This is a genomic window from Actinomadura sp. RB99, assembly GCF_014706005.1.
Lineage (GTDB): Bacteria > Actinomycetota > Actinomycetes > Streptosporangiales > Streptosporangiaceae > Spirillospora.
Genome location: NZ_JABMCA010000001.1, coordinates 19,913 through 44,164, shown reverse-complemented (window position 1 = coordinate 44,164; position 24,252 = coordinate 19,913). Strand labels below are relative to the sequence as shown.

Here is a 24,252-nt window from a genome sequence, read left to right as displayed (position 1 = left end):
CGGGTGTGCGGCGGGCGGTCAGTACCCGCCGGGCTTGCTCGTGGTGGGCGCCGGCGACGTCGGCGACGGGCTGCCCGGCGCGCCGCCGCCGCCACCCGCGCCGGCGACGGTCAGCTGGGTGTGCATGCCGAGCGCCCGGTGATTGTCGACGGGGCACCACATTTGGTAGGTCCCGGACTTGAGGGCGACCTTCAGCGTCCCGGTGGAGCCGGGCTTGACACCTGTGATCATCTTCGTACCGCTGATGCCCGGCCCGGAGATGGCCAGCCCGTGCACCATCGTGCCGGTGTTCTTGGCGACGAAGGTGTGGGCGCCCGGCTTGAGGTTGGTCATGGACGGCGTCAGCGTGTACTCCTTCTCGGTCACGGTGACGGTCGTGGTCTTCGCGTTCGGGCTCGGGCTCGTGGTCGCGTGGGCGGCCCCGGCGGGGACGAGCGCGCCGGCCGCGAGGAGGGCGGCCCCGACTGTGGTGGAAATGGTGGATTTGTTCATAATTGCCGGGCTCCCCGCAGCCCCTCCCGGCCAAACCGTGCGGGTGTCGCCGAAACCGCAGGTCAACGCCCGGTTCGGCGGAGGTCGACCAGCGGGCGCGAGCCCCTGCGCGCGACGGCGTGCCGCCCCCTCGGACCCCGGCCGTGTCACAGGCGGCCGGGGCTGTCTCGTCTCGGGTCCGAAAGTCGGGGCCCGAAGCGGGAAGGTGAAGGTCATGCGCGTGTTCGTGGCAGGCGGGAGCGGGGTGCTGGGGCGGCGGCTGGTGCCGCAGCTCGTGGCGCGGGGCCACCAGGTGACGGCGACGACGACGAGCGCCGCCAAGCTCGACGTGCTGGAGCGGCTCGGCGCCGAGCCCGTCGTGATGGACGGGCTGGACGCGGCGTCCGTCGGCGAGGCGGTCGCGGCCGCCCGGCCGGACGCGGTCGTCCACCAGATGACGGCGATCTCGATGGCGCACGCCGGCAAGCCGGACATCAAGCACCCGGACCGCTGGTTCGCGCTCACCAACCGGCTGCGCACCGAGGGGACCGACCACCTGCTGGCCGCCGTCGAGGCGACCGGCGTGCCGCATGTCGTCGCGCAGGGCTACGCGAGCTGGAACGGCATCCGCGAGGGCGGCTGGGTGAAGACCGAGGACGACCCGCTCGACCTGCTCGAGGGGACGGCGGCGCAGGTCGGGATGGAGGCGATGCGGCACGTCGAGGAGTCGGTCCTCAAGGCGGGCGGCGCGGTGCTGCGGTACGGGGCGTTCTACGGGCCGGGCGCCATCGACGACCAGGTGGAACTGGTGCGCAAGCGGCAGTACCCGCTCGTCGGGCGCGGCACCGGGTACAGCTCGTGGATCCATCTCGACGACGCGGCGAGCGCCACCGTCCTGGCCGTGGAGCGCAAGGCGCGCGGCGTGTTCAACATCGTGGACGACGAGCCCGCCCCGGCGAGCGAATGGCTGCCCCACCTGGCCGCGTGCGCGGGGGCGAAGCGGCCGATCCGGGTCCCGGTGTGGCTGGCCCGGCTGCTCGCCGGTGACCAGGCCGTCATCATGATGACGGAGGGGCGGGGGTTCTCCAACGCCAAGGCCAAGCGCGAGCTGGGCTGGGAGTTGCGCCACCCGTCGTGGCGGCAGGGCTTCGAGGAGGAGCTGGCGTGAGCAGGGCCGAGGAGTTCCAGGAGCTGCGTCCGCTGCTGTTCTCGATCGCGTACCGGATCCTCGGCAGCGTGAGCGAGGCCGAGGACGCGGTGCAGGAGACGTGGCTGCGGTACGAGGGTTCCGCGGCGCGGCCCGTCTCGGCGAAGGCGTACCTGTCGGCCGTGGTGACGCGGATCTCGATCGACGTGCTGCGCTCGGCCCGCGTCCGGCGGGAGCAGTACGTCGGGCTGTGGTTCCCCGAGCCGCTCCTGGCGGACCCCTACGAGGACCCGCAGCGGTCGGCGGAGCTGGCCGACTCGCTGTCGATGGCGGCCCTGCTGCTCCTCGAGCGGCTCAGCCCGCTGGAGCGGGCGGTGTTCGTGCTGCGGGAGGTGTTCGGGTTCGGTTTCCCGGACGTCGCGTCGGCGGTGGGGAGGTCGGAGGCGGCGTGCCGCCAGCTCGCCGTGCGCGCGCGCCGGCACATGGACGCGGGACGTCCGCGGTTCGAGGCGGACCGGCGCGAGCGCGAGGAGCTCGCCGGGCGCTTCTTCGACGCCTTCACCGAGGGGGACGTCGACGGCCTGCGGGAGCTGCTCGCCGCCGACGCGCAGCTGGTCAGCGACAGTGGCGGCAAGGCGCCGCGATGGGGCGAGGGCGTCGCCGGGGCCGCGAAGGTGGCGCGCGCGCTGGCCACGCTGGTGCGGCCGTTCCTGGAGATCGGCGGCGCGGTGGAGCCGTGCGAGGTGAACGGCCAGCCGGGCGCGGTGTTCCGCGACCGGGACGGCAGGGTCGTCAACACGTGGTCGCTGGACATCCTCGACGGGCGGATCCAGATGATCCGCACGGTGCTCAACCCGGACAAGCTCGGGCATGTGGGGCCCGTCGCGGACGCCTGGGCGGTCGTCCGGGAGACGGCGCGGGTGCACCGGACGCCCGGCTGACGGCCCGCCTCGCGCCCTCACCGGCGGAACCCGCGGGCTGGACGGACCGTCTGATCTCGGGCGTCGGCGAGCACATGGGGGATACCGGATGAGGGTTCGGAAGATGCCGTTCCGGCGCGGCCGCCTCCCCTGGGTGATCGCCGCGGTCCTGATCGTCGTCGCGGGGGCGGTGGTGACGGTGGTGGCGGTCCTGGACGAGCCCGCCCGGACCCACATCTGCGGCTGCAAGCCGCCGCCGGACACCAGCGGGCTCGAACGCGTGCCCCGCGACTGGCAGGAAGCAGCGGCGCACCGCGACGCCCAAGCGGCGTGGCGGCTGCTCACGCCCGAGGCGCAGCGGCGGTACGGGTCGCCGCGCGGCCTGCGGACGAAGCTGGGCCGCCTCGCGCCGGACCCGCACGGCTCCGCGAAATGGACGCTCGTCGACGAGATCACGCAGGGCCGCGGCACCCCCAGCGCGTTCCTGTACCTGCTCGTCGAGAAGCGGACCCTGCGGCCCGCCGGAGCCGTCGTCGTCCACTCGCGGGCCGACGGCTCCGCCGACGGGCGGATCGATCCCGTGACCGGCGCGACCGTCCGCATCCTCGAACCGGCGGCGCGCGCCAAGCTGGACGCCCGGCCGGCGATGCGCGTCGCGACCGGCCGGCCACTGGCGTACGTCGCCGTGCAGCCGGGCGGGCTCACGCACGGGACCGTGGGGGCGATCCGCGGCCCCGACGGCCGCGACGAGGCGTTCCACGAGCCGCTGCGTCCCGGCCCGGCCCTGATCGTCGCGGTCCAGGCCGACGCGGACGGCCGCTTCGCGTACGGGAGCGTCCGCGTCACGATCCGGTGACCGACCCGGCCGGCTCGATGACGCAGGCGGGCGCGGCCGAATAACCTCACCCGGACGGTCATGTCACGCTCGCGCTCCACTTGGCTACTCTCTGTGCCCAGAGGTGAACGGGTGGACACTGGGGCCGGTGTGGCGCCCCGGTGGCCCGGCCCGGCCGCCTCCGCGCTGCGGATCAGGTAATCCGGCCGACCCTGGAGGGCTCCCATGCCCGGCTACCGCGACTTCGTCCCCCGCCAAGGCTTCCAGCCGACCCTGGCGCTGTCTCCCGACGCGGGCACCGTGGCCTACTCGAGCAACGCCGCCGGGCGGTTCGACCTCTGGACGGTCCCCGTCGCGGGCGGCGTGCCCCGGCGGCTGACCCGGCTGCCCGACCGGGCCGTCCGGCGGATCGCGTGGGCCCCGGACGGCAAGAGCCTGGTCTTCACCGCCGACCGCGACGGCGACGAGCAGTACCGGCTGTACCGCCTCGACCTGGACGGCGACGGCGGCCGGCCGGGCGCGGGCGGCCCCGCCGAGATCGGCGCGGGCCCGCGGTGCCAGCGGGTCCTGCCCGCCGCGCCGTTCGACGCCGAGGGGCGCCGCCTGGTCTACGCGGCGAACGACCGCGACGAGACCGTCCAGGACGTGCTCGTCCGCGACCTCGCCGAGGAGACCGAGCGGCGGATCGTGCCGCCGCCGGGCGTGGTCTTCCAGCCGGTCGGGATCTCCCCGGACGGGCGGTGGCTGCTGACCGGCGGCTTCCGGTCCCACACCAGGGTCGCCGCGTACCTGACCGACCTCGGGAACGCGTCCGCCGCGCCGGTGTGCGTCACCGCCGACCACGGCGACGGGCTGTTCGAGCCGGGCCCGTGGGCCGCCGACTCCACGGGCTTCTACCTGCGCACCGACCTGTGGGGGGAGTTCGTCGCCGGGGCGTTCTACCGGCTGGCCACCGGGACCCTCGAACCGGTCGCCCAGCACGACTGGGACGTGGAGCGCATCGAGGTCGCGGGCGAGACGCTCGTCTGGTCGGTCAACGAGGACGGGCGCTCCGTCCTGTACGCGCGCCATGCCGACCGGCCGCTGCCGCTCCCCGCCGTCCCGCCGGGCGTCGTGTCCGCGCTGGCGCTCGCGCCGTGCGCCGAGCCGCTGGTCGTCCTGCTCGACACCGCCACCCGGCCCGCCGAGGTCGCCGTCCTCGATCCGTCGGACGGCGTCCGCTACCTCACCGACGCCCGGCCGCCCGCGTTCAAGGCGGGGACGGCGGAGCCGGTCGAGCCGGAGCCGGTCGTCTACCCGTCGTCGGCGGGACGGTACGTCCACGCGCTGTACTACCGGCCGCGCACGCCGGAACCGCACCCCGTCCTGCTGTCGATCCACGGCGGCCCGGAGGCGCAGGAACGGCCCCAGTACCTCCGTTCGGGCCTCTACCAGCACCTTCTCGCGCAGGGCATCGCGATCTTCGCGCCGAACATCGCGGGGTCCACCGGCTACGGCGCCCGGCACCAGAAGCTCGTGCACCGCAACTGGGGCGGGTTCGACCTGGACGACCTCGACCACGCGGTCTGCCACCTGCGGTCGGAGCCCGGCGTCGACGCCGCGCGCATCGCGGTGATGGGCGGCTCCTACGGCGGGTTCGCCGCGCTGTCGTGCCTGGCGAGGCTGCCCTACCGGTGGGCGGCCGGGGTGTCGCTGTGCGGGCCCGCGAACCTCGTCGCGCTCGCCCGCGCCTGCCCGCCGACCTGGAAGCACTTCGTCGCGGCCGTCCTCGGCGACCCGGAGACCGACGCCGGGTACCTCGTGCAGCGGTCGCCGATCACCTACGCCGACACGATCACCGCGCCGCTGCTGGTGCTGCAGGGCGCCCGCGACCCGCGGGTCCCCCGCGCGGAGTCCGACCGGCTCGTCGACCGGCTGCGGAGCCGCGGCGTCGACGTCCGGTACCGGGTCTTCGACGACGAGGGCCACGGGTTCACCGACCGCGAGAACGAGCTGCTCGCCTACGAGGAGATCGCGCGGTTCCTCTGCGACCACCTCATCGGCTGACCGGCGGCCCCGTCGCGCCGTCCGCGGGGCTGTCGATCACCGCCGAGATCCCGCCACTCGTCAGAGCGGGGGTTCCAGGTGGGACCAGGGGCGCTCGGCCTCTAGCTGGGCCGCCAGCGCGAGCAGCACGCCCTCCCCGCCGAGGGGGCCGACGAACTGGACACCGAGCGGCAGGCCGCCGGGCGTCCGGTAGGTCGGGACGCTCATCGCCGGGCGCCCGGTGATGTTGGCGAGCTGCGTGTAAGGGACCGGGGCGAGGTTGGCGATGACGGCGTCGCGCCACTGCTTCGTCCGCGTCAGCGGACCGGCGAGGCCGAGCGCGAGCGCCGCCCGGCCGATGGCGCGCAGCGGGGCGGGCGTGTCGAGTTCGCCGATGCGGATCGGCGGCCTGGCGAGGGTCGGGGTGAGCAGCAGGTCGTAGCGGGAGTGGAACGCCGCGAGCCGCCGGCTGTAGGCGTTCCAGCGCTCGTGGGCGGCGAAGTAGGCGGGCGCGGACTGGACGCGTCCGGCCGCCGCGACGAGATGGGTGTCCAGCTCGAACGCCGCGCGGGACGCGCCGGTCGCGCGGCGGATCTCGTCGACGGTGTACGCGAGCTGCGTCGACCACATCGCCAGGAAGTCGAACGCGAGGCGCCGCTCGTCGATGCCGGTCTGCGCGGGCTCGACGTCGTGGCCGAGGCCCTCCAGGAGCTTCGCCGCGTCCTCGACGGCGGCGACGGCCTGCGGGTCGACGCCGGTGCCGAGCGGCGACTCGGTGGCGAAGCCGATGCGCAGCCGCTCGGGCGCGCGCCGCGCCAGCTCGGCGTAGGGCAGGTCGGGCTTGGCGGGCAGGTAGGGGCCGCCGGGGTCGGGGGTCGCGGTGAGCACGTCGAGCATCGCGGCGCTGTCGCGGACGGTCCGGGAGACGACGCCGTCGACGGCCGCGCCGTGCAGGTGCTCGGCGTACGACGGCCCGGCGGGGACGAGGCCCCGGCCGGGCTTGAGGCCGAACAGCCCGCAGCAGGCCGCGGGGATGCGGATCGAGCCGCCGCCGTCGTTGGCGCCCGCGACCGGGACGATCCCGGCGGCGACCGCGGCGGCCGACCCGCCGGATGATCCGCCGGGCGTGCGGGCGAGGTCCCACGGGTTGCGGGTGGGGCCGTTCACCTCGGGCTCGGTGATCCCCTTGGCGCCGAACTCGGGGGTGTTGGTCTTGCCGAACACGACGAGTCCCGCGTCCAGCCACCGGCGGACGACCTCGGCGTGCTCGGCGGCGGGGACGTCGCGCAGCGCCCGGTTGCCGCTGCCGGTGGGCAGCCCGGCGTAATCCTGCGACAGGTCCTTGACCAGGAACGGCACGCCGGCGAACGGCCCGGTCAGCGGCTCGGCGGCGCGGGCGCGCGCGAGGTCGTGCATGGGCCGGACGATCGCGTTGATCTTCGGGTCGACGGCCTCGGCGCGCGCGATGGCGGCGTCCAGGAGCTCGGCCGGGGTGGTCTCGCCGGCGGTGACGAGCGCGGCCAGCCCGACCGCGTCGCGGGCGCGGTACTCGGCGTACTCCACGGCACCCCTCCATAAAACTAGAAGTCGTAGTTTTAGCGTCGGGGGGACACTACACTGGCCGCCGTCCGCCGTCGAGGGGCGGATTCGGGGCGGACCGGGGGAGGGGCGCATGGGCAGGCCGCCGCGCCGGCTGGTGACCCGCGAGGCGATCATGCGGGCCGCCCTCGCGCTGGTCGACGAGCACGGCGCCGACGCGCTGTCGGTCAACCGCGTCGCCGCCGAGCTGGGCGTCAAGGGCCCGTCGCTCTACAACCACATCTCCGGCCGGGACGAGGTCGTCGACGGCATCCGCGAACTGATCGTCGGCGAGATGACCCTCGACCCGTCCATCACGCCGTGGACGGCGGCGGTGGACGGCTGGGCCCGCTCCTACCGCGCCGCCTTCGCCGCGCACCCGCGCGCCGTCCCGCTGCTGGCCGCGCGGCCCGTCCGGTCGCGGGCCGCGCTGCACGCCTACGCCGACGCGTTCACCGTCCTGCGCCGCGCGGGCTGGCCCGAGGACCGGCTGCTGCCGCTGGTGCACGCGGTCGAGTACTTCCTGCTCGGCTCCGTCCTCGTCCTCGACGACCCGCCCGGCGGCCCCCTCCCCGGCGAGGACGTCCCGCCCGGTCTCGAACCGATGCTGCACGCTCCGCCCGGCCACCGCGACCTGGCCTTCGAGGCCGGTCTCGCCGCCCTCATCCGGGGCTTCGCCGCCGAACTGGCCGCCCTCCGCCCCTGACCCGCGGGTCAGCCGGCCCGGCGCGGGCGGTAGGTGAGGTGGGTGACCATGTCGGTGTGCCGCACGCGGACGGGCTCCAGGTCGAAGGAGCCGACGCCGGTGAACAGCCGCTCGCCGGCGCCGAGGACGACCGGGGCGACGTGCAGGCGCAGCTCGTCGATCAGCCCGGCGGCGAGGTACTGGTTCACGGTCGAGGCGCCGCCGGCGACCGCCACGTCCGCGTCGCCCGCGGCCTCCCGCGCCCGCGTCAGCGCCGACTCAACACCGTCGGTGACGAAGTGGAACGTCGTGCCGCCCTGCATGGTGACGGACGCGCGCGGGCGGTGCGCGAGGACGTACACCGGCGCGTGGTACGGCGGCTCGTCGCCCCACCAGCCGGTCCAGTCGAGGTCCCAGTCGCCGCGGTCCGGGCCGAACATGTTGCGGCCCATGATGAACGCGCCCGCCGCGGTGATCGCCTCCAGCTCCTCGGCGTTGGCCTCGGGCTGCTCGAACATCCAGCGGTGCAGCCGGTCCTCGGCGCCCTCGCCGATCGGGTTCTCCAGGCTCTGGTTCGGGCCGGCGACGTAGCCGTCCACCGACATCGCGATGTCGCAGGTGACCATGCTCATGGGACCGTCTCCCTCGGGTGCTCGACGCCCCTTGCGGCGCCTCTCACCCGTTGGTCGGTGCCCGCGCGGCCTTCTCGACATGCCCCCCGGAAACTTTTCCGGCGGATCGCGCGACTACGCGGTGAGAGGCGCTCCTACTGCGCGCCTACCGCGCTGCGAGGGGCTTCGCGGGCCCCTGCGCGGTGAGGGGCTTCGCGATGTCCTCCAGGCCCTTGCGCTCGGCCTTGACGCCCAGGACCGCCTCCACCAGCCCTGCCGCGATCATCAGGACGGCGCCGACGACGAACGCGATCGCGGTGTCGCGGGGCGCACCCGTCCCGACGAGCTTGGCGAACAGGAGCGGCCCGGAGATCCCGCCCGCCGCGGTGCCGATCGCGTAGAAGAACGCGATGGCCAGCGCGCGCGTCTCCATCGGGAACACCTCGCTGACCGTCAGGTACGCCGAGCTGGCGCCGGCGGACGCGAAGAACAGGACGACGCACCAGCAGGCGGTCAGCGTCGTCGCGGTCAGGTGCCCCTCGTTGAACAGCCACGCGGTGAGCAGCAGCAGCACACCGGACAGCACGTACGTTCCGGCGATCATCGGCTTGCGGCCCCAGGTGTCGAACAGCGGCGCCAGCAGCAGCGGGCCGAGGAAGTTGCCCACCGCGATGACCGCGTAGTAGTAGCCGGTGCCGGTGTCGATGTGGAAGAACGTCTTGAGGATGTCGGCGTACCCGAACGTGATCGCGTTGTAGAGGAACGCCTGCCCGATGAACAGCGCGAAGCCGAGGAGGGAGCGCTTGGGGTAGCTCCGCACCAGCGTCCCGGCGATCGCCCCGAACCCGATGCTCGTGCGCTGGTGGATGCGGATGCTCCCGCCCGGCTCCGGCAGCCGCCCGCCGGTCTCCGCGTGGACGGTCCCCTCCGCCTCGCCGACCAGCCGCTCGGCCTCGTCCGTCCGGCCGTGGATGATCAGCCAGCGCGGGCTCTCCGGGACGTGCCGCCGCACCAGCAGCACGACCAGGCCGAGGACGACGCCGAGCGCGAACGCCAGCCGCCAGCCGACGTCCACCGGGAACTCGCCGAGGATCGGGACCGTCAGCAGCGCGCCCGCCGCCGCGCCGATCCAGAAGCTGCCGTTGATGACGATGTCGATCCGGCCGCGGTGCTTGCTCGGGATCAGCTCGTCGATCGCCGAGTTGATCGCCGCGTACTCGCCGCCGATGCCGAACCCGGTGATGAACCGGCACAGGAAGAACCACCACGCCGTCCACGACAGCGCGGTCAGCGCGGTGCCCGCCAGGTACACCAGCAGCGTGATCATGAAGAGCTTCTTGCGCCCGAACCGGTCGGTCAGCCAGCCGAAGAACAGCGCGCCGAGGCACGCGCCGGTCACGTAGATCGCGGCGCCGAACCCCGACACCTGGCCGGCGGTGATGGCCACGCCGCTGCCGTGCTTCGCCAGCTGCGGCGCGAGGTTGCCGACGATCGTGACCTCGAGGCCGTCCAGGATCCAGACGGTGCCGAGCCCGATGACGATCATCCAGTGCCAGCGCGCCCACGGCAGCCGGTCCAGCCGCGCGGGGATCTCCGTGTCGACGACGCCCTTTTCCGTGCGTAGCTCTGTCACGGAGACTCCGATTGCCGAACGGCCGCCGATCAAACTTCGAGTTGACGGAGTCATGGGAATCGGCAGGTCATCGGCTTCCCTTCGCCGTACCCGCGCCGCGCGCGGTGTGCGGCGGCAGCCTCCGGCGGCCCTCCCGCTGGGCGCCCGCGCAATGGCGGGGAGGCCGGTGGTTTCGCCGATGGCGGGACGCGAAGGCGGCCGTACGGTCGGGCCGCACGCAATTCCGGGTGGAATTCGCGCCGAGCCCAGAATGGGGAGATCGAAGTGCGCCGAAGACTCCGAACGACGATCGTGGCGATGGTCGCCTTCCTGGCGGCCCTCGCCGGGACGGGACACGCGCTGGCCGCCGCCCCGGCCACGCAGACGGTGACGGTGAGGTACGGCCCGTGGACGATCCCGGGCGGCACCATGGACCGTCCCGGCGAGCTGCCGAACGTGGTGTCGGCGGCGCCGAAACCCTGCTCCAACTGCGACATCGTCGGCGAGAAACCGGACCTGGTGTACGCCGACGGCAGCACCGCCGACATGAACAGCGGCCCGATGCTGCACCACTTCGTCATCTCGAACCTGGCCGCGCACGACACCGTCTGCCCGTTCAGCCCGCTCGGCGACCGCATCTGGGCGTCCGGCGACGAGCGCACCGAAAAGACCATGCCGGACGGATACGGGCTGCCGGTGAAAAGCTATGACCGCTGGGCGATGCTGACCGATCTGATGAATTACTCGGCGGAACCGAAGACGGTCTACATTTCCATCACGTACACCATTGCGGCCGCCGGGGCGACCACGCCGGTGCGGTCGCTGTGGCTGGACGCGGGCGGCTGCCTCACCTCCGACTACAGCGTCCCGGCCGGGCCGAGCACGCACACCTGGAGCTGGACGTCCACGGTCTCCGGCCGCATCGTGTTCGCCAACGGCCACCAGCACGCCGGCGGCGTCCACGTGAAGGCCGCCGACGACACGACGGGCACGCTGATCTGCGACTCCCCCGCCACCTACGACACGATGGGCGGGATGCGGACCATCGTGAAGATGGGCACCTGCTCCGGCGACCCGCTCGCGACCGTCGCGCGCGGCGACCGGCTGACCGTCACCAGCTACTACGATTCGCCCGCCGCGAGGAACGACGTGATGGGCATCGTCCACGCCTACATCGCGGAGGGCTGAGCGATGGTCCGTGCACGCATCCGCGGCAGGGCCCTGGCCGGTGCCGCCGCCCTCGCCGCCGCGCTGCTCGCGCTCCCGTCCGCGTCGGCGGCGCCGTCCGGCGCGGTCCCGTACGTCGCCGGCTGGACGGTCGCGGGCCAGAACGCGGCCAACACCCGGTACGCCGCGACCGAGACGGTCATCTCGCCCGGCAACGCCTCGCGGCTCAAGCCGCGCTGGACCGCGACGCTGGCCGGCAACGTGGCCGCGACGCCGACGGTGTCGCTCGGCACCGTCTACGTCCCCGACTACGGCGGCAAGCTGTCGGCGGTGGACGCGCTCACCGGCGCCGTCCGCTGGCAGCGCCCGGTGTCCGACTACAGCGGCGTGTCCGGCGACGTGTCCCGGACGAGCCCGGCCGTCGCCGGGACGGAGATCGTCTTCGGCGACGGCGTGTCCAGCGTGCCGTCCGACGCCGGCGCCCGCGTCATGGCCGCCGACCGGCTCACCGGCGCGAAGCGCTGGAGCACGCTGATCGACGCCGACCCCGCCGCGATGGTGACGACGTCGCCGGTCGTGAACGGCGACACCGTCTACGTCGGGACGGCGAGCCGCGTCGAGTTCGGCGACGGCCACCCCGTGCGGTTCCGCGGCAGCGTCGTGGCGCTCGACGCGGTGACCGGCGCCGTCCGGTGGCGGCGGTACATGGCGCCCGACGGGTACACCGGCAACTCGGTGTGGGGCGGCTCGTTCGCCGTCGACAACACCACCGGTCGGCTGTTCGTGACGACCGGCAACAACTACACGGTGCCGGACGGCGTCTGCACCCGCCCCGGCCAGCAGGACTGCCAGCAGGGCCCGGACGACAACTACACCGACTCCGTCGTCGCCCTCGACCTGCGGACCGGCGCCGTCGACTGGTCGTTCAAGACGCTCACCGCCGACGTCGGGACCGAGGACTGCGACACCTGCGGCCCCGACTTCGACTTCGGGTCCGCGCCGAACCTGTACCAGGTCGCCGACGGCGGGCACCTGCGCAGCATCCTCGGCGTCGGCCAGAAGAGCGGCATCTACTGGGCGCTCGACCCCGCCACGGGAAAGGAGATCTGGCACACCCAGGTCGGCCCCGGCAGCGACCTCGGCGGCATGGAGTGGGGATCGGCGACCGACGGCAAGCGGATCTACGTCGGCATCGGCAACGCCGAGCACGAGGAGTACGACATCGTCGGCGCGGACGGCACGAAGACCACCGTCGACGGCGGCTCGTGGGCGGCGCTCGACGCCGCCACCGGCAAGATCCTCTGGCAGGTCGGCGACCCGTACGGGACGCTCGACATCGGGTTCATCAGCGCCGCGAACGGCGTCGTGTACGCCGGCGGCATCAACGGCGCGGCCGACACCATGTTCGCGCTGAACGCCGCGAACGGCGGCGTCCTGTGGCGGTTCAACAGCGGGGGCGCCGTGATCGGCGGCGCGGCCGTCGTCGCGGGGACCGTCTACTGGGGCTCCGGATACTGGTTCGGGCTCTGCTCCGACGGCACCTACGACTGCGCGCAGAACAACAAGCTGTACGCGTTCTCCCCGTCCTGACCCCGCCGCGTCCCGTCCTAGCATGATGTCCGGAAGGACTTCGGAGACGGGGAGACGGTGGGACCACGGCAGCGGGCACGGCGGCGCCTCCATCGGGGGACGCCGCTGTGCCTGCTGCTGCTCTTCTCCGGGCTGATGGCCATGCACGGCCTCCAGGCGTCCCCCGGCCCGATGGAGATGGCCGCCGCCCCGCTGGCGAGCGCCGGCGCCTCCGAGCACCACCACGTGGTGGTCGGCGACCCGCCGGGCGACCACCACCCGGACCATCCGAGCGGGCAGATGTGCCTGGGGATGCTGCTCGTGTCCCTGCTGTTCGCGCTGCCGTTCGGCCTTCTCCGGGTGACGCGGGCCGCGGTCGCGGCGCGTCCGGTGGTCCGGACGCCCGGTCCGCGCGGCGGGCGCTCCCCACCCGCCCCGTCCCTTCACCGGTTGAGCGTGCTCCGGCTGTGACAGACCGTCCGGCGCGCCGCTTCGGCGTGCCGCGAAGACCTGTCATGTACCGGCACACGAAAGGTTCGACCAGTGAAACGCGCAATCGCGCTCGTCGCCGTCCCCGCTCTGGCCTTCGCCCTCGCGGCGTGCGGCGACTCCGGCGACAAGGGCGGCTCCAAGCCGTCCGCGACCCCGTCCATGTCCATGTCCATGTCCGCTGCGCAGGCGTCGCACAACGAGCAGGACGTGATGTTCGCGCAGATGATGATCCCGCACCACCGGCAGGCCGTGGAGATGGCCGGGCTCGCCCCGTCCCGCGCCGCGTCCACGCAGGTCAAGGCGCTCGCCGCGGGCATCGAGAAGGCGCAGGCGCCGGAGATCGCGACGATGACCGGCTGGCTGAAGGACTGGGGCGCGCCCGCCGCGATGACCGGCATGCACCACGACATGCCCGGCATCATGGGCGAGAAGGACATGACCTCGCTCAAGGGCCTCAAGGGCGCCGCGTTCGACAAGGCGTTCCTGCGGATGATGATCGAGCATCACCAGGGCGCCGTGACGATGGCGCGGGCCGAGGGCCGCTCCGGTCAGAACGCCGACGCCAAGGCGATGGCCGCGAGCATCGTCCGCACGCAGACCGCCGAGATCGCCAAGATGCGCGGCCTGCTGAAGTAGCGGAACGGCGGCCGGACGGGCATCCCGTCCGGCCGCCCCTTCCGCTGCTTAGCGGCCCTGGAGGCCGCGGACGTTGTCGCCGAACGTCCAGCCCTTCGAGCCGTCCCAGTTGACGGACCAGGTCATCAGGCCCTTCAGGGCGCCGCCGAACTGGTTCCATGCCTGGCCGACCAGGCTCGGCGCCATGTAGCCGCCCCCGGCGCCCGGCTGCGCGGGCAGCCCGGGGACCTGCTTGTCGTAGGGCACCTTCACGGTCGTCCCCTGGATGGTCAGGCCGTTGTCGAGGCACTGGGTCTGCTTGACGAAGCCCTCGACGGTGCCGGCGGAGTACGAGTCACCGGAGCAGCCGTACATGCTGCCGTTGTAGTACTGCATGTTCAGCCACCACAGGCGCCCGTTGTCCGCGTACTTCTTGATGATCGGCAGGTAGGCGCCCCAGATCGAGCCGTAGGTGACGCTGCCGCCGGTGACGTACGCGGTCTCGGGGGCCATCGTCAGCCCGAAGTTCGACGGCATCTGCCCGAGCACCCCGTCGATGATCCGGATCAGGTTGGCCTGCGACGTCGACAACTGGGTGATGCTGCCGCTGCCCGACAGCCCCGTCTCGATGTCGATGTCGATCCCGTCGAAGTCGTACTTCTTCAGGATCGGCACGATCGTCTGGACGAACCGGTCCGCGACGCTGCTGGAGCTCAGGTCGATGCCCGCGGCGGCGCCGCCGATGGACATCAGGATCGTCGCGCCCGCCGCCTTCGCCGCGCACATCTGGGCCGGGGTGGCGACCTTGACGGTCGAGTCCATGCCGTCCTCCCACAGGACGGTGCCGTCCGACCGGATCACGGGGAACGCCGCGTTGATCACGTTGTAGCCGTGCTGCCTGATCGCCGGGTCGTCGATCGGCGTCCAGCCGTACGGCGGGTGCACGCCGTTGGACGCGCCGTCCCAGTTCTCCCAGTAGCCCTGGAGGACCTTTCCGGCGGGCCGCGACTTCACCGCGCACGTCCCGTCCCCGGGCGGCGGGGACGTCGGCGGAGTGGTCGGCGGTGTCGTCGGCGGGGTGGTCGGGGGCGTCGAGGCGTCGCACGCGCCCAGGTCGCGCCAGAGCGTGGGCGTGGACGCGGGGTTCCAGTTCGCGCCCGGGTAGGCGGTGTGGGCGACGAGCGCCTCGTAACCGTCGCCCTTGTAGGTGACCTTGTCGCCGACCTTGTAGGTGGTGCCCTCCGCCCACGCCGCGTAGGTGCAGGCGATCGACGGGGCGGACCGCGCCGACGACGGCGCCGACAGCGCGACCAGCGCGCCGAGCGACAGGACGACCGCCGCGGCGGCCGAGGCCAGCGCGGCGGCGGCCGCGGACCATCGCTTGTGCTTGAACTGCATCGGGACGACTCCTCGGTAAAGCGGGACACAGAGGAGCCGGTGTCAGAGCCGAACCGTCCCGCGGACGGGACCCTCCCAAGTCGAGGCGCAAACGACCGGCACGGACGCCATGCGAAGGGTAACCCGGCCGGGCCTGCCCGGAAAGGGCCCTAAGCGCCCGTTTCGGGGCCGAGGGCGCGCTGCATCAGGATCGTGCTGATCCACCGACCCTGCTTGTGCCCGACGTCGCTCAGCCGTCCCGCCTCGACGAACCCGAAGCGCCGGTGCAGCGCCACCGACCCGTCGCCGGCGGCGTCGGCGATCACCGCGATCATCTGCCGCATCCCCGCCTTGGCCGCCCGCTCCACGAGCTCGCCGAGCAGCGCCGTCCCGAGGCCCTTGCCGAGATGCCGCGGGTCGAGGTAGATCGTGTCCTCGACGGTGTACCGGTACGCCGGCTTCGGCCGCCACGGACCCGCGTACACGTATCCGGCCACCTCGCCGTCCACCTCGGCGACGAGGAACGGCAGGCCGCGCGCCTCCAGGTCGTCGAGCCGCTCCCGCCACTCCGCGACCGTCTGCGGCGTCTCCGCGAACGTCGCCAGGCTGTTCAGCACGTAATGCGCCGCGATCGCCGCCACGCCCTCCAGATCGTCCGCGCGCGCGGCCCGCACCAGCGTCATGAGCGTCCTCCTCAAGCCCGGTCCGAGAATGCCACCCGGCGCCGCTCGACGTCGATCTCCCCGACGACGACGCCGATCGGTTCGCCCACCTGGACGTCCTCGCCCGTCACGTCGCGGAGCAGGCCCTCTCACGGGATGGAACGGGCGTTCGGTGGAAGCATGGAAGGAGAGGACGAGGCCGCCGGGTGGGAGGAGCGACGGAGATGAAGCTGGCGAAGTTCAAGGCGCTGGTCTCGCTGGACGAGCAGGCGATCGGGACCGACCTCCCCGCCGAGGGCTGCCCGTTCACGCTGCGCGAGAAGGGCGCGGAGCACAAGCCGAACGCGTTCCACAAGGTCGTCATGACGACCGACGACGGGGAGCCGCTGCGGCCGGGCGACGTCGACCACATCGTGACGATGGAGCTGGTGACGGAGACGGCCGGGCCCGACGCGTTCAAGGCCGGGTGCCGGTTCGACCTGTGGCACGGCGAGAAGGTGGGGCACGGGCTGGTGTCCCGGCGCCTGGTGTTCTGAGGTCGCTCGCCGGCCCGGGGGTGCGCGCTGTTCCGGGGCGCGCGCCGGTCCGGGGTCACGCGGCGGTGAAACGCCGTTCGGACTCCATGGCGGACGCGACGTCCGCCGGGTAGCTGCGCCGCGCCCGCAGCAGGATCATGCCGTTGACCAGGAGCGGGATCAGCGCGAGCAGGAACACCCGGTCCAGGCCGGTGCCGGAGTGGTCGCCGGGCGCGAACACCCCGGACAGCCAGCCGAACAGGACGGGCGCGGCCGCCTCGCCGGCCATCCGCAGGATCGTCCGGATGCTCTCGGCGCGGCCCCACAGCCCGAAGTGGACGACGTCGAGGCGGACGGCGTCCAGCGGCGGGTTCGCGCCGGCCAGCGCGGCGGCGGCGAGGAAGAACAGCGGTATCGCCGCCCAGGCCGAGGTGGTCAGCAGGCCGGGCAGGAACAGCAGCGCGGACGCGGTGTAGGCGACGCTCGGCACCACAACGCGGGCGGCGATCCGGCCCTGCCGGACGAGGCGGTCGGCGAGGCGGCCGGCGGTGAGGACGCCCGCGAGCGCGCCGAGGCCGATGACGGGGACGAGCAGGCTCAGCCCGGCGCGCCCGATCCCGTACCGGTGCTGGACGAAGACGATCGCGAAGGTGCGCAGGCCGGCGAAGAAGAAGTAGCCGATGGCGGACGCGACGATGATGAGCGCGTTGGTGCGGATGCGCAGGACGTGTCCGGCGGCCTGGAGGAGCGTCATCCGGGACGGGTCGGTGGTCAGCACGTTCTCCGGGCGGGGCCGCACGTCCGATTCCTCCACCGCCTGCTGGGCGGCCTCGCCGCCGGCGCGCGCGCTGGAACGGGCGGGGCCCTGCGCGCCGCGCCCGGGCTCGGGCAGCAGCCGCCAGACGGCCGCGGCGAGCGCGACGCCGAGGACCGCGACGAACCAGAACGACGCGCGCCAGCTCAGCACGGCGGCGACGTTCCCGCCGACGACCAGGCCGAACCCGGCGCCGATCAGCTCGCCGGCGAGGATCCGCCCGTAGATCCCGGCCCGCTCCCGGTGCGGGAACAGGTCGCCGGTCAGGGACGCGACGGTGGGCCCGGCGGTCGCGGTGACGGCGCCGAGCGCGACCCGGGACGTCAGCAGCCAGTCGTAGGACGTGGCGAGGCCGCCGACGACCATCGCGGCGCTCCACAGCAGGATGCTGCCGGCGAGCAGCGGCACGCGCGGGACGCGGTCGGTGAGCATGCCGACCGGGACGGTGGCGACGGCGCCGACCAGGGCCGGCGCGGCGGTCAGCACGCCGACCTGCGTGTTGTCGATGTGCAGGGAGGCGCGCAGCTGCTCGACGATCGCGCCGATGACGCCGGAGTCGGCGGTGTTCAGGGCGAGGACGCAGGCGAGCAGCAGCACGACGCGGGCCTGGCGGGGGCCGCCGAGCCGCCGTGTGAGGGCGTCGACCGCCCGTCCCCACACCCGTGGGGCCCGCGCCTGGATCATGATGAGACGTCGTGCCCGATCACGGGGCAGGTATGTGACCTGGCCCGGAGGCCCCCGGGCTAGGTGCCGGGCTTGGACATCAGCGCGTGCATCTTCGCCTTGACCGGCTCGGGCATCGCCCGGGACGCCGTCGTCTGCACCTTGGTGCGCGCGGACCCGGTGACGACGTGGTCCTTGCCCGCCATGAGCGCCTCGTAGGCCTGCCGCGCCACGTCCGCCGGGTCGTCCTTGCCGGACTTGCCGAGCCTGGTGTCGAGCACCCCGGCGCGCTCGAAGAAGTTCGTGCGCGTCGGGCCCGGCAGCAGCGCGGTCACGGTGACGCCGGTGCCCTGCAGCTCGTGGCGCAGCGCCTCGGCGAAGGAGTACAGGAACGCCTTGGACGCCGCGTAGGTGGCGAGGTACGGGCCGGGGGACGTCGCGGCGATCGACGAGGTGAACAGCAGCCGCCCCGAACCCCGGCGCACCATGTCGCGCAGCACCAGCTTCGCCAGGTGGACGGCCGACCGGACGTTCAGGTCGACCAGGTTCAGCTCGTCGGCGAGGGCGTTGTCGCGGGCGAAGTCGCCGCCGACCCCGACGCCCGCGTTGATCGCGACGGCGTCCAGCGGGCGCGTCCCCACCGCCCCGTACAGTTCCTCGACCCCGTTGGGCCGCGCCAGGTCCACCCGGACGGGCACCGCGTTCCCGACGGCCTCCGCCGCCGCGGTGATCTCCGCGTTCTCCGCCGCCATGATCACGTGGAAGCCGTGCCGGGCGAACTCGTCCGCCAGCGCGCGCCCGATGCCGCTGGAGGCGCCGGTGACCAGCGCCAGCCGCGTCGAGTCGGCCATGGCCGCTCCTCCCTCGGTCGATCCCCCGGTCAGGTCCGGCCGCGGCCGGTGATCTTGTCGCGGAGCCGGTCGGCGGCCGCGACGGCCGGGCCGGCGGTCTTCAGGACGCCGGGCTTCGGCGGGGTGTGCGGGTGCGGGCGGGTCGGCGCCAGCCTCTTGGCCCGCTCGAGCCGCTCGCCGAGCCGCTCCGCCCGCTCGTCGCCGATGACCCGGCGCAGCGCCGGCCACACCATCGTCTCCTCGTAGGCGATGTGCGCGCGCCCGTCGGTGATGAGGTTCGCGAGCAGCTCCTCGAACCGCCGGTCGCCGGCCTCCAGCCGCATCAGCTCGTCGAGCGCCTCCTTCGCCGACCGCTCCTGCTCGACGGCATGGTCGGCGAGCCGGTCGCCGTCCTCCACCAGCTCGCGGACGGCGGGCCAGAAGTACTCCTCCTCGACGGCCTCGTGCTTGGACTCCTCGATGATGAGCCGCTCCACCATCGCCGCGCGCCGCCGGCGGCCCTCCTCGCCCTGGACGGACGCCTCCGACGCGTCGGCCGAGCCGGCCTCCAGCTCGGTGAGCATCCGCTTGACCTCGGCGTGGTCGTTCGCCAGCACCGTGAAGACGTCTGCCATCGGTTCCTCCTCGAACGTGCGTCGGCTGGTCCCCTGCCCCCATGACCCGGCCCAAACGCGGTGGTACGTTCCGTTTTGTGGGGCTCTCGTATGTCGTCACCGGCGGCGGGCGCGGCATCGGCCGCGCGATCGCCGCACGTCTCATCGCCGACGGCGGGCACGTCGTGGTGGTCGAGCTGGACCCGGCCGCCGTCGACTGGGCGACCGGACCGGGCGTCTCGGCGGTCGTCGGCGACGTGCGGGACGAGTCCGTCGCGGCCGAGGCGGCGGACGCGGCGGAGGCGGCGGGCACCCTCAAGGGCTGGGTCAACAACGCCGCCGTGTTCCGCGACGCCGCCGTGGACGTCCCGGGGGCGCGCGAGGTCATCGACGCGGTGGCGCTGAACTTCGACCCCGCCGTGGTGGGGTCGCTGACCGCGATCCGCCGGTTCCTGGACGCGGGCACGGGCGGCGCGGTCGTGAACGTCTCGTCGCACCAGGCGGCGCGCCCGGTCCGCGGATCGCTCACCTACGCGACGGCGAAGGCGGCCGTCGAGGGCTTCAGCCGCGCCCTCGCGGTGGACTACGGGCCGCGCGGGGTCCGCGTGAACGTCGTCGCGCTGGGCTCGATCACCACCGCCCGCTACGAGGCGTTCCTCGCCGGCCAGGACCCGGCGTCCGCCGCGCGGATCGAGGCCGAGATGCGCGCCCTGCACCCGGTCGGGCGGGTCGGCCGCCCGGACGAGGTCGCCGCGGCCGTCCGGTACCTGCTGTCGGACGAGGCGAGCTTCGTCAACGGCGCCGTCGTCCCCGTGGACGGCGGCCGCGCGGTGCAGGGCCGCGACCCCGAAGAAGCCTGACGCCGCCCGTCCCGGACGGGGTGGTCCACCGCGTCGCGACCCGCCGGAGGCGCGTCAGCACGAGGCGAGCCGCCGGAGGCGGGTCAGCACGAGGCGACGGCCGCCTGGAGGTCGCGGAGCGTCCGCCGCGCCAGGTCGCCGAAATCGTCGTCGTTGGCCGTGTCGCTCCAGCGCTCGAAGGCGATCTTCATGGCGAGCGCGCCCAGTTGCGCGGCCGCGCACGCGGTCAGGTCGGGAACGCCGCGCCGCCGGAGCGCCCCGGTCATCGCGCCGATGAGGGCGAGTCCCTTCAGCGCCTCGCGCTCCTGCAGCTCAGGATGGGTGTCGATCACGGCCCGCCGGCGGGCGGTGAACTCGCGGCGAGCGGGCGTGAACGCTTCGCGGCCGACCGCGTCCAGGGCGTTCGCCACCGCTTCGAGCGGGGCGGCACCGGCCGGCGCCGCGGCGATCCCCTCGGCGAGGAGCGCGGTCATCGTGTCCCTGCCGAAGAGGACTTCCCGCTTGTCCGGGAAGTGCCGGAAGAAGGTGCTCTTCGTCAGGCCGGCGCGCTGCGCGATGTCGATCACCGTCGTGTTCTCGTAGCCGCGCTCCGCGAAGAGGTCGAGGGCGGCGGCGACGAGGCGCTGCGACGCGTTGGGCTGCCAGCGGGCCATGCGGAGCAGTCTACGGCACTTGGTCCCATCACTCGTGTACGGTGATAGGACCAAGTCCCATCACTCTGCCGCAGGAGGTCCGCCATGAGCCGAGCCGTCATCTACGAGACGTTCGGAGGCCCGGAGGTACTGGAGGTGCGCGACGTCCCCGAGCCGCACGCGGGGCCGGGCGAGGTCCGCGTCCGCGTGACCGCCGTCGGGCTGAACCCGATGGACTGGCTCCTCGCCGCGCGGCCCGAGGCGGCGGAGCGGTTCGGCATCGCCCTGCCGTCCGGCTTCGGGTCCGACTTCGCGGGCGTCGTCGACGAGGTCGGCGACGGCGCCGCGGGCTTCGCCGTCGGCGACCGCGTCCACGGCGGCACGGTGGGCCGGGCCGCCGCCGACTTCCTGGTGGTCACGGTGCCGACGAGGACGCCCGAGATGCTGTCCCGCACGCCGGACGGCATCACCGACGAGGTGGCGAGCACCCTCCCGGTGGCCGGGCTGAGCGCCTCCGCGGCGCTGGCGGCGATCGGCCTGCGGTCCGGCGACACCGTCCTGATCGGCGGTGCCGCCGGCGGCGTGGGCGTGTTCGCCGTCCAGCTCGCGCGGCTCGCCGGCGCCACCGTGATCGGGACCGCGTCGGAGGGCACCTTCGGGTTCCTGCGGGAACTGGGCGCCGAGCCCGTCGCGTACGGTCCCGGGCTGGCCGACCGGGTACGGGCGCTGGCCCCCGGCGGCGTGACCGCCGCGACCGACCTGTTCGGCACCGAGACGGCCGAGACCGCGCTCGCGCTCGGCGTGCCGCCCGAGCGGATCTCCACGATCGCCGCGGGCCCCAACCCGCCCGGCGGCGTGCGCCCGACCGGCGGCTTCGACGCGCGCCCGGACGCCCTGGACCGCGTCACCGGCGCCCTCCTCGCCGGGGAGATGACCGTGCCGATCGCCGCGACCTTCCCGCTCGAGAAGATCCGCGACGCCGTGGCGCTCCAGGCCGGGCGCCACGTCCACGGCAAGATCGTGGTCACGCTGTGAACTTCCGCCCGCGACTTCGGGCTTCATCAGGGAAAACACGGGGTGGCCGGGACGCCTGAGAGGGCCCTGCGGTTGCCATGAGACCCACACATGGCCACGCGCCACCATGTGTCCGTGAATGCCGGTACAAATAGGCATTCGCTGGTGAACGAGAGGGGTTCTCGGGGTGAAGAGGCTTCTTGTTTCGGGGGCCGTGGCCATCGCCGGAGCGGTGGCGGCGGGACTGCTGGCGGCGGCGCCCGCCGAGGCCGCCAGTCCGGTGCAGATCTACCGCGTCTACTACGACTCGCCCGGCAAGGACACGCGGTCGAACGCGTCGCTGAACGCCGAGTGGGTGCAGCTCTACAACCGGACCACGACGGCGCGGCAGCTCAAGGGGGTCACGCTGCGCGACAAGTCCGGCCACACCTACACGTTCGGCTCGTTCACCCTCAAGGGGCACAAGTCGGTCTACGTGCACACCGGGCGGGGGACGAACACCGCGACGAACCGGTACTGGGGCTCGAAGGCGTACATCTGGAACAACACCGGTGACGCCGCCTACCTCCGCTATCCGAGCGGCTCCCTGGCGGACTCCTGCTCGTGGGGGAGCGGCGGCTCGTCGAAGTACTGCTGACGATCGGGCGCCCCGCCTGCCCAGGGGCCGGGCGGGGCGCCCGCCGGTCAGATGGTGCCGGCCGACTCCAGTGACGTGATCTCGTCGGCGGACAGGCCGAGCAGCTCGCCGTAGACCTCGGCGTTGTGCTGGCCGAGGGACGGGCCGAGCGTCCGCACCTCGCCCGGGGTGTCGGACAGCTTCGGGAACACGTTGTGCATCGGGAAGTCGCCGAAGTCCGGGTGCGCCATCCGGATGATCGCCTCCCGGGCCTTGTAGTGCGGGTCCGCCAGCATGTCCTTCGCGCGGTAGGTGAGCCCGGCCGGGATGCCGTTCTCGTGCAGCAGCTCCAGCAGCGCGTCGGAGCTCTGGCCCGCCGTCCACGCGCCGATCAGCTCGTCCAGCTCCTCGGCGTTGGTGCCGCGCGCGCCGTGCGTCGCGTACCGCTCGTCGTCGGCCAGCTCGGGACGGCCCATCAGCGCGGCGAGCCGCCGCCAGATCGTGTCGCGGTTCGCGGCGATGAGGACGGGCCCGTCCAGCGTGGGGTAGACGTTGGACGGCGCGATGTTCGGCAGCACGGACCCGGTGCGCTCCCGCTGGTAGCCCGCGATCTCCCATTCCGGGACGAGCGACTCCATCAGCGCGAGCACCGCCTCGTAGAGGGCCGAGTCGACGATCTGGCCGCGGCCCGTCCGGTGCCGGGCGTGCAGCGCGACGAGGGTGCCGAGCGCGGCGAACGTGCCGGCCAGCTCGTCGCCCAGCGAGATGCCCGCCCGGGACGGCGGCTTGTCGGGGTCGCCGGTGACGTACCGGATGCCGCCCATCGCCTCGCCGATCGAGCCGAACCCGGCGCGCGGCGCGTACGGGCCGTCCTGCCCGTAGCCGGTGACCCGGGTGATGATCAGCCGCGGGTTCTCCCTCTGCAGGTCGGCGGGCGCGAGCCCCCAGCGCTCCAGGGTGCCGGGACGGAAGTTCTCCACCAGCACGTCGGCCTGCGCGATGATCTTCCGGGCGAGGGCCTGGCCCTCCGGCGTGCGCAGGTTCAGCGTGACGGACTTCTTGTTGCGGGCGAGGATCGGCCACCACAGCGACATCCCGTGCGGCTTCTCCCGGCCCCACTCGCGCATCGGGTCCCCGGCCCCCGGTGGCTCGATCTTGACGACCTCGGCGCCGAAGTCGCCGAGCAGCTGCCCGCAGAAGGGGCCGGCGAGCAGCTGGCCCATCTCCACGACCCGGAGGTCTCCCAGCGCACCTGTCATCGTTCTTCCTCCGCCTCGTTCGCGTCGTGGGTCAGGTTGGCCGCGGCGGCGCGGATGTGGGCGCGCATCACCGATTCGGCCCAGTCGGGGTCGCCGGCGGCCATCGCGGCGACCAGCTCGCGGTGGTGGTTCATGCTGCGGGCCATCTCGCCGGCGTCGTAGCGGCGGAACGTCCCGACGATCAGGGGCGCGTGCATGACCGACGTCAGCATCGCCGGGAGCCGCCGGTTGCGGGAGGCGTCGATGACGGCGGCGTGGAACAGCGAGTTCAGCTGCGCGACGCGGGGGAGGTCGCCGGCCGCGACCGCCGCCTCCATCGCGTCGCACTGGCCGAGCAGGTCCGCCAGGACGTCCTCGCCGGGCGCCAGCCGGGCCGCGCGCGCCGCCGCGTAGGGCTCCAGCAGCGACCGGAGCTCGAAGATCTCCTCCAGGTCCCGCCGCGTCCACTGGACGACCCGCGCCCCGCGGTGCGGCAGCACCTCGACGAGCCCGTCCGCGCCGAGCCGCTGCAGCGCCTCCCGGACGGGCGTGCGGGACAGCCCGAGCGTCTCGGCGAGCTCCGCCTCGCCGAGCCTGCTGCCGGCGGCCGCCTCGCCGGAGAGGATCATCCGGCGGACCGCGTCGTAGGCCGTGTCGGTCGCCCGTGCCATCGCCCCTCCTCCATGCCGA

Annotated in this window: 25 protein-coding genes; 13 read left to right on the top strand and 12 right to left on the bottom strand. The window is 73.6% G+C overall.

Features of this window, described 5'->3' with window-relative positions:
• Window positions 1–18 precede the first annotated feature (18 nt).
• On the bottom strand, window positions 19–492 hold the full coding sequence (locus amrb99_RS00240; protein ID WP_190850505.1) for a cupredoxin domain-containing protein: 474 nt from the start codon (window positions 490–492) through the stop codon (window positions 19–21).
• A 214-nt stretch (window positions 493–706) separates the two neighbouring features.
• Between amrb99_RS00240 and amrb99_RS00235 the strand changes: the two genes are divergently transcribed.
• From amrb99_RS00235 to amrb99_RS00220, 4 genes are all read left to right on the top strand, one after another.
• On the top strand, window positions 707–1,639 hold the full coding sequence (locus amrb99_RS00235; RefSeq protein WP_190850502.1) for an NAD(P)-dependent oxidoreductase: 933 nt from the start codon (window positions 707–709) through the stop codon (window positions 1,637–1,639).
• Window positions 1,636–2,559 carry an RNA polymerase sigma-70 factor gene (locus amrb99_RS00230; RefSeq protein ID WP_190850499.1) on the top strand — a complete coding sequence of 308 codons (924 nt, stop codon included), beginning with the start codon at window positions 1,636–1,638 and terminating at the stop codon, window positions 2,557–2,559. Before amrb99_RS00235 ends, amrb99_RS00230 begins: the two co-directional genes overlap by 4 nt.
• 88 nt (window positions 2,560–2,647) lie before the next feature.
• Window positions 2,648–3,394 (top strand): hypothetical protein, encoded by a 747-nt coding sequence (locus amrb99_RS00225; RefSeq protein WP_190850496.1) that lies wholly within the window; start codon window positions 2,648–2,650, stop codon window positions 3,392–3,394.
• 204 nt (window positions 3,395–3,598) lie between these two features.
• Window positions 3,599–5,419, top strand: coding sequence for a prolyl oligopeptidase family serine peptidase (locus amrb99_RS00220; RefSeq protein WP_190850493.1), 1,821 nt, complete (start codon window positions 3,599–3,601; stop codon window positions 5,417–5,419).
• Window positions 5,420–5,479: 60 nt separating this feature from the next.
• On the opposite strand, the gene amrb99_RS00215 is transcribed toward amrb99_RS00220, so the two are convergent.
• The gene (locus amrb99_RS00215) at window positions 5,480–6,961 is read right to left on the bottom strand and encodes an amidase family protein (protein WP_190850491.1); all 1,482 of its coding nucleotides are present in this window, start codon (window positions 6,959–6,961) and stop codon (window positions 5,480–5,482) included.
• A 109-nt stretch (window positions 6,962–7,070) separates the two neighbouring features.
• On the opposite strand from amrb99_RS00215, the gene amrb99_RS00210 reads away from it, so the two are divergent.
• A complete protein-coding gene (locus amrb99_RS00210) occupies window positions 7,071–7,682 on the top strand; it encodes a TetR/AcrR family transcriptional regulator C-terminal domain-containing protein (protein ID WP_190850489.1) in 612 nt (203 codons plus the stop codon).
• Window positions 7,683–7,690: 8 nt separating this feature from the next.
• Here amrb99_RS00210 and amrb99_RS00205 read toward each other — a convergent pair whose 3' ends face one another.
• Window positions 7,691–8,293, bottom strand: coding sequence for a dihydrofolate reductase family protein (locus amrb99_RS00205; protein WP_190850486.1), 603 nt, complete (start codon window positions 8,291–8,293; stop codon window positions 7,691–7,693).
• Window positions 8,294–8,438: 145 nt separating this feature from the next.
• Window positions 8,439–9,905 (bottom strand): MFS transporter, encoded by a 1,467-nt coding sequence (locus amrb99_RS00200; RefSeq protein WP_347256472.1) that lies wholly within the window; start codon window positions 9,903–9,905, stop codon window positions 8,439–8,441.
• A gap of 297 nt (window positions 9,906–10,202) precedes the next feature.
• Between amrb99_RS00200 and amrb99_RS00195 the strand changes: the two genes are divergently transcribed.
• The 4 genes from amrb99_RS00195 (at window position 10,203) to amrb99_RS00180 (ending at window position 13,748) form a co-directional block, all read left to right on the top strand.
• Complete coding sequence (locus amrb99_RS00195; RefSeq protein ID WP_190850481.1) at window positions 10,203–11,072, top strand: hypothetical protein; 870 nt, start codon at window positions 10,203–10,205, stop codon at window positions 11,070–11,072.
• 3 nt (window positions 11,073–11,075) lie between these two features.
• The gene (locus tag amrb99_RS00190) at window positions 11,076–12,641 is read left to right on the top strand and encodes a PQQ-binding-like beta-propeller repeat protein (protein ID WP_190850479.1); all 1,566 of its coding nucleotides are present in this window, start codon (window positions 11,076–11,078) and stop codon (window positions 12,639–12,641) included.
• A gap of 57 nt (window positions 12,642–12,698) precedes the next feature.
• Window positions 12,699–13,091: a DUF6153 family protein gene (locus amrb99_RS00185; protein WP_190850477.1), complete on the top strand. Its 393-nt coding sequence runs from the start codon at window positions 12,699–12,701 to the stop codon at window positions 13,089–13,091.
• A 72-nt stretch (window positions 13,092–13,163) separates the two neighbouring features.
• Window positions 13,164–13,748 carry a DUF305 domain-containing protein gene (locus amrb99_RS00180; RefSeq protein WP_206699732.1) on the top strand — a complete coding sequence of 195 codons (585 nt, stop codon included), beginning with the start codon at window positions 13,164–13,166 and terminating at the stop codon, window positions 13,746–13,748.
• 48 nt (window positions 13,749–13,796) lie between these two features.
• Here the strand turns inward: amrb99_RS00180 and amrb99_RS00175 are convergent, their stop codons facing one another.
• Both amrb99_RS00175 and amrb99_RS00170 read right to left on the bottom strand, forming a co-directional pair.
• Complete coding sequence (locus amrb99_RS00175) at window positions 13,797–15,125, bottom strand: glycosyl hydrolase family 18 protein (protein WP_190850475.1); 1,329 nt, start codon at window positions 15,123–15,125, stop codon at window positions 13,797–13,799.
• A 149-nt stretch (window positions 15,126–15,274) separates the two neighbouring features.
• A complete protein-coding gene (locus tag amrb99_RS00170) occupies window positions 15,275–15,787 on the bottom strand; it encodes a GNAT family N-acetyltransferase (RefSeq protein ID WP_190850473.1) in 513 nt (170 codons plus the stop codon).
• Window positions 15,788–15,990: 203 nt separating this feature from the next.
• Here amrb99_RS00170 and amrb99_RS00165 point away from each other — a divergent pair, with 203 nt between their 5' ends.
• Window positions 15,991–16,302: a hypothetical protein gene (locus amrb99_RS00165; protein ID WP_190850471.1), complete on the top strand. Its 312-nt coding sequence runs from the start codon at window positions 15,991–15,993 to the stop codon at window positions 16,300–16,302.
• 55 nt (window positions 16,303–16,357) lie between these two features.
• Here the strand turns inward: amrb99_RS00165 and amrb99_RS00160 are convergent, their stop codons facing one another.
• The 3 genes from amrb99_RS00160 to amrb99_RS00150 are packed head-to-tail and all read right to left on the bottom strand — an operon-like array spanning window position 16,358 to window position 19,223.
• Window positions 16,358–17,779 (bottom strand): MFS transporter, encoded by a 1,422-nt coding sequence (locus amrb99_RS00160; protein ID WP_190850469.1) that lies wholly within the window; start codon window positions 17,777–17,779, stop codon window positions 16,358–16,360.
• 59 nt (window positions 17,780–17,838) lie between these two features.
• A complete protein-coding gene (locus amrb99_RS00155) occupies window positions 17,839–18,609 on the bottom strand; it encodes an SDR family NAD(P)-dependent oxidoreductase (RefSeq protein WP_190850467.1) in 771 nt (256 codons plus the stop codon).
• 29 nt (window positions 18,610–18,638) lie between these two features.
• Window positions 18,639–19,223, bottom strand: a complete 585-nt coding sequence (locus amrb99_RS00150; RefSeq protein ID WP_190850464.1) for a hemerythrin domain-containing protein — start codon at window positions 19,221–19,223, stop codon at window positions 18,639–18,641.
• A gap of 77 nt (window positions 19,224–19,300) precedes the next feature.
• Here amrb99_RS00150 and amrb99_RS00145 point away from each other — a divergent pair, with 77 nt between their 5' ends.
• A complete protein-coding gene (locus amrb99_RS00145; protein ID WP_347256471.1) occupies window positions 19,301–20,062 on the top strand; it encodes an SDR family oxidoreductase in 762 nt (253 codons plus the stop codon).
• Window positions 20,063–20,145: 83 nt separating this feature from the next.
• On the opposite strand, the gene amrb99_RS00140 is transcribed toward amrb99_RS00145, so the two are convergent.
• Complete coding sequence (locus amrb99_RS00140) at window positions 20,146–20,715, bottom strand: TetR/AcrR family transcriptional regulator (protein ID WP_190850460.1); 570 nt, start codon at window positions 20,713–20,715, stop codon at window positions 20,146–20,148.
• Window positions 20,716–20,799: 84 nt separating this feature from the next.
• Between amrb99_RS00140 and amrb99_RS00135 the strand changes: the two genes are divergently transcribed.
• Complete coding sequence (locus amrb99_RS00135; RefSeq protein WP_190850457.1) at window positions 20,800–21,729, top strand: NADP-dependent oxidoreductase; 930 nt, start codon at window positions 20,800–20,802, stop codon at window positions 21,727–21,729.
• A gap of 193 nt (window positions 21,730–21,922) precedes the next feature.
• Window positions 21,923–22,345: a lamin tail domain-containing protein gene (locus amrb99_RS00130; RefSeq protein ID WP_347256470.1), complete on the top strand. Its 423-nt coding sequence runs from the start codon at window positions 21,923–21,925 to the stop codon at window positions 22,343–22,345.
• A 47-nt stretch (window positions 22,346–22,392) separates the two neighbouring features.
• Here the strand turns inward: amrb99_RS00130 and amrb99_RS00125 are convergent, their stop codons facing one another.
• Together amrb99_RS00125 and amrb99_RS00120 are read right to left on the bottom strand one after the other, a co-directional pair.
• A complete protein-coding gene (locus amrb99_RS00125) occupies window positions 22,393–23,583 on the bottom strand; it encodes a CoA transferase (RefSeq protein ID WP_190850452.1) in 1,191 nt (396 codons plus the stop codon).
• Window positions 23,580–24,233: a GntR family transcriptional regulator gene (locus tag amrb99_RS00120; protein WP_190850450.1), complete on the bottom strand. Its 654-nt coding sequence runs from the start codon at window positions 24,231–24,233 to the stop codon at window positions 23,580–23,582. The genes amrb99_RS00125 and amrb99_RS00120 overlap by 4 nt, the downstream gene beginning before the upstream one ends.
• Between the last annotated feature and the right edge of the window lie 19 nt (window positions 24,234–24,252).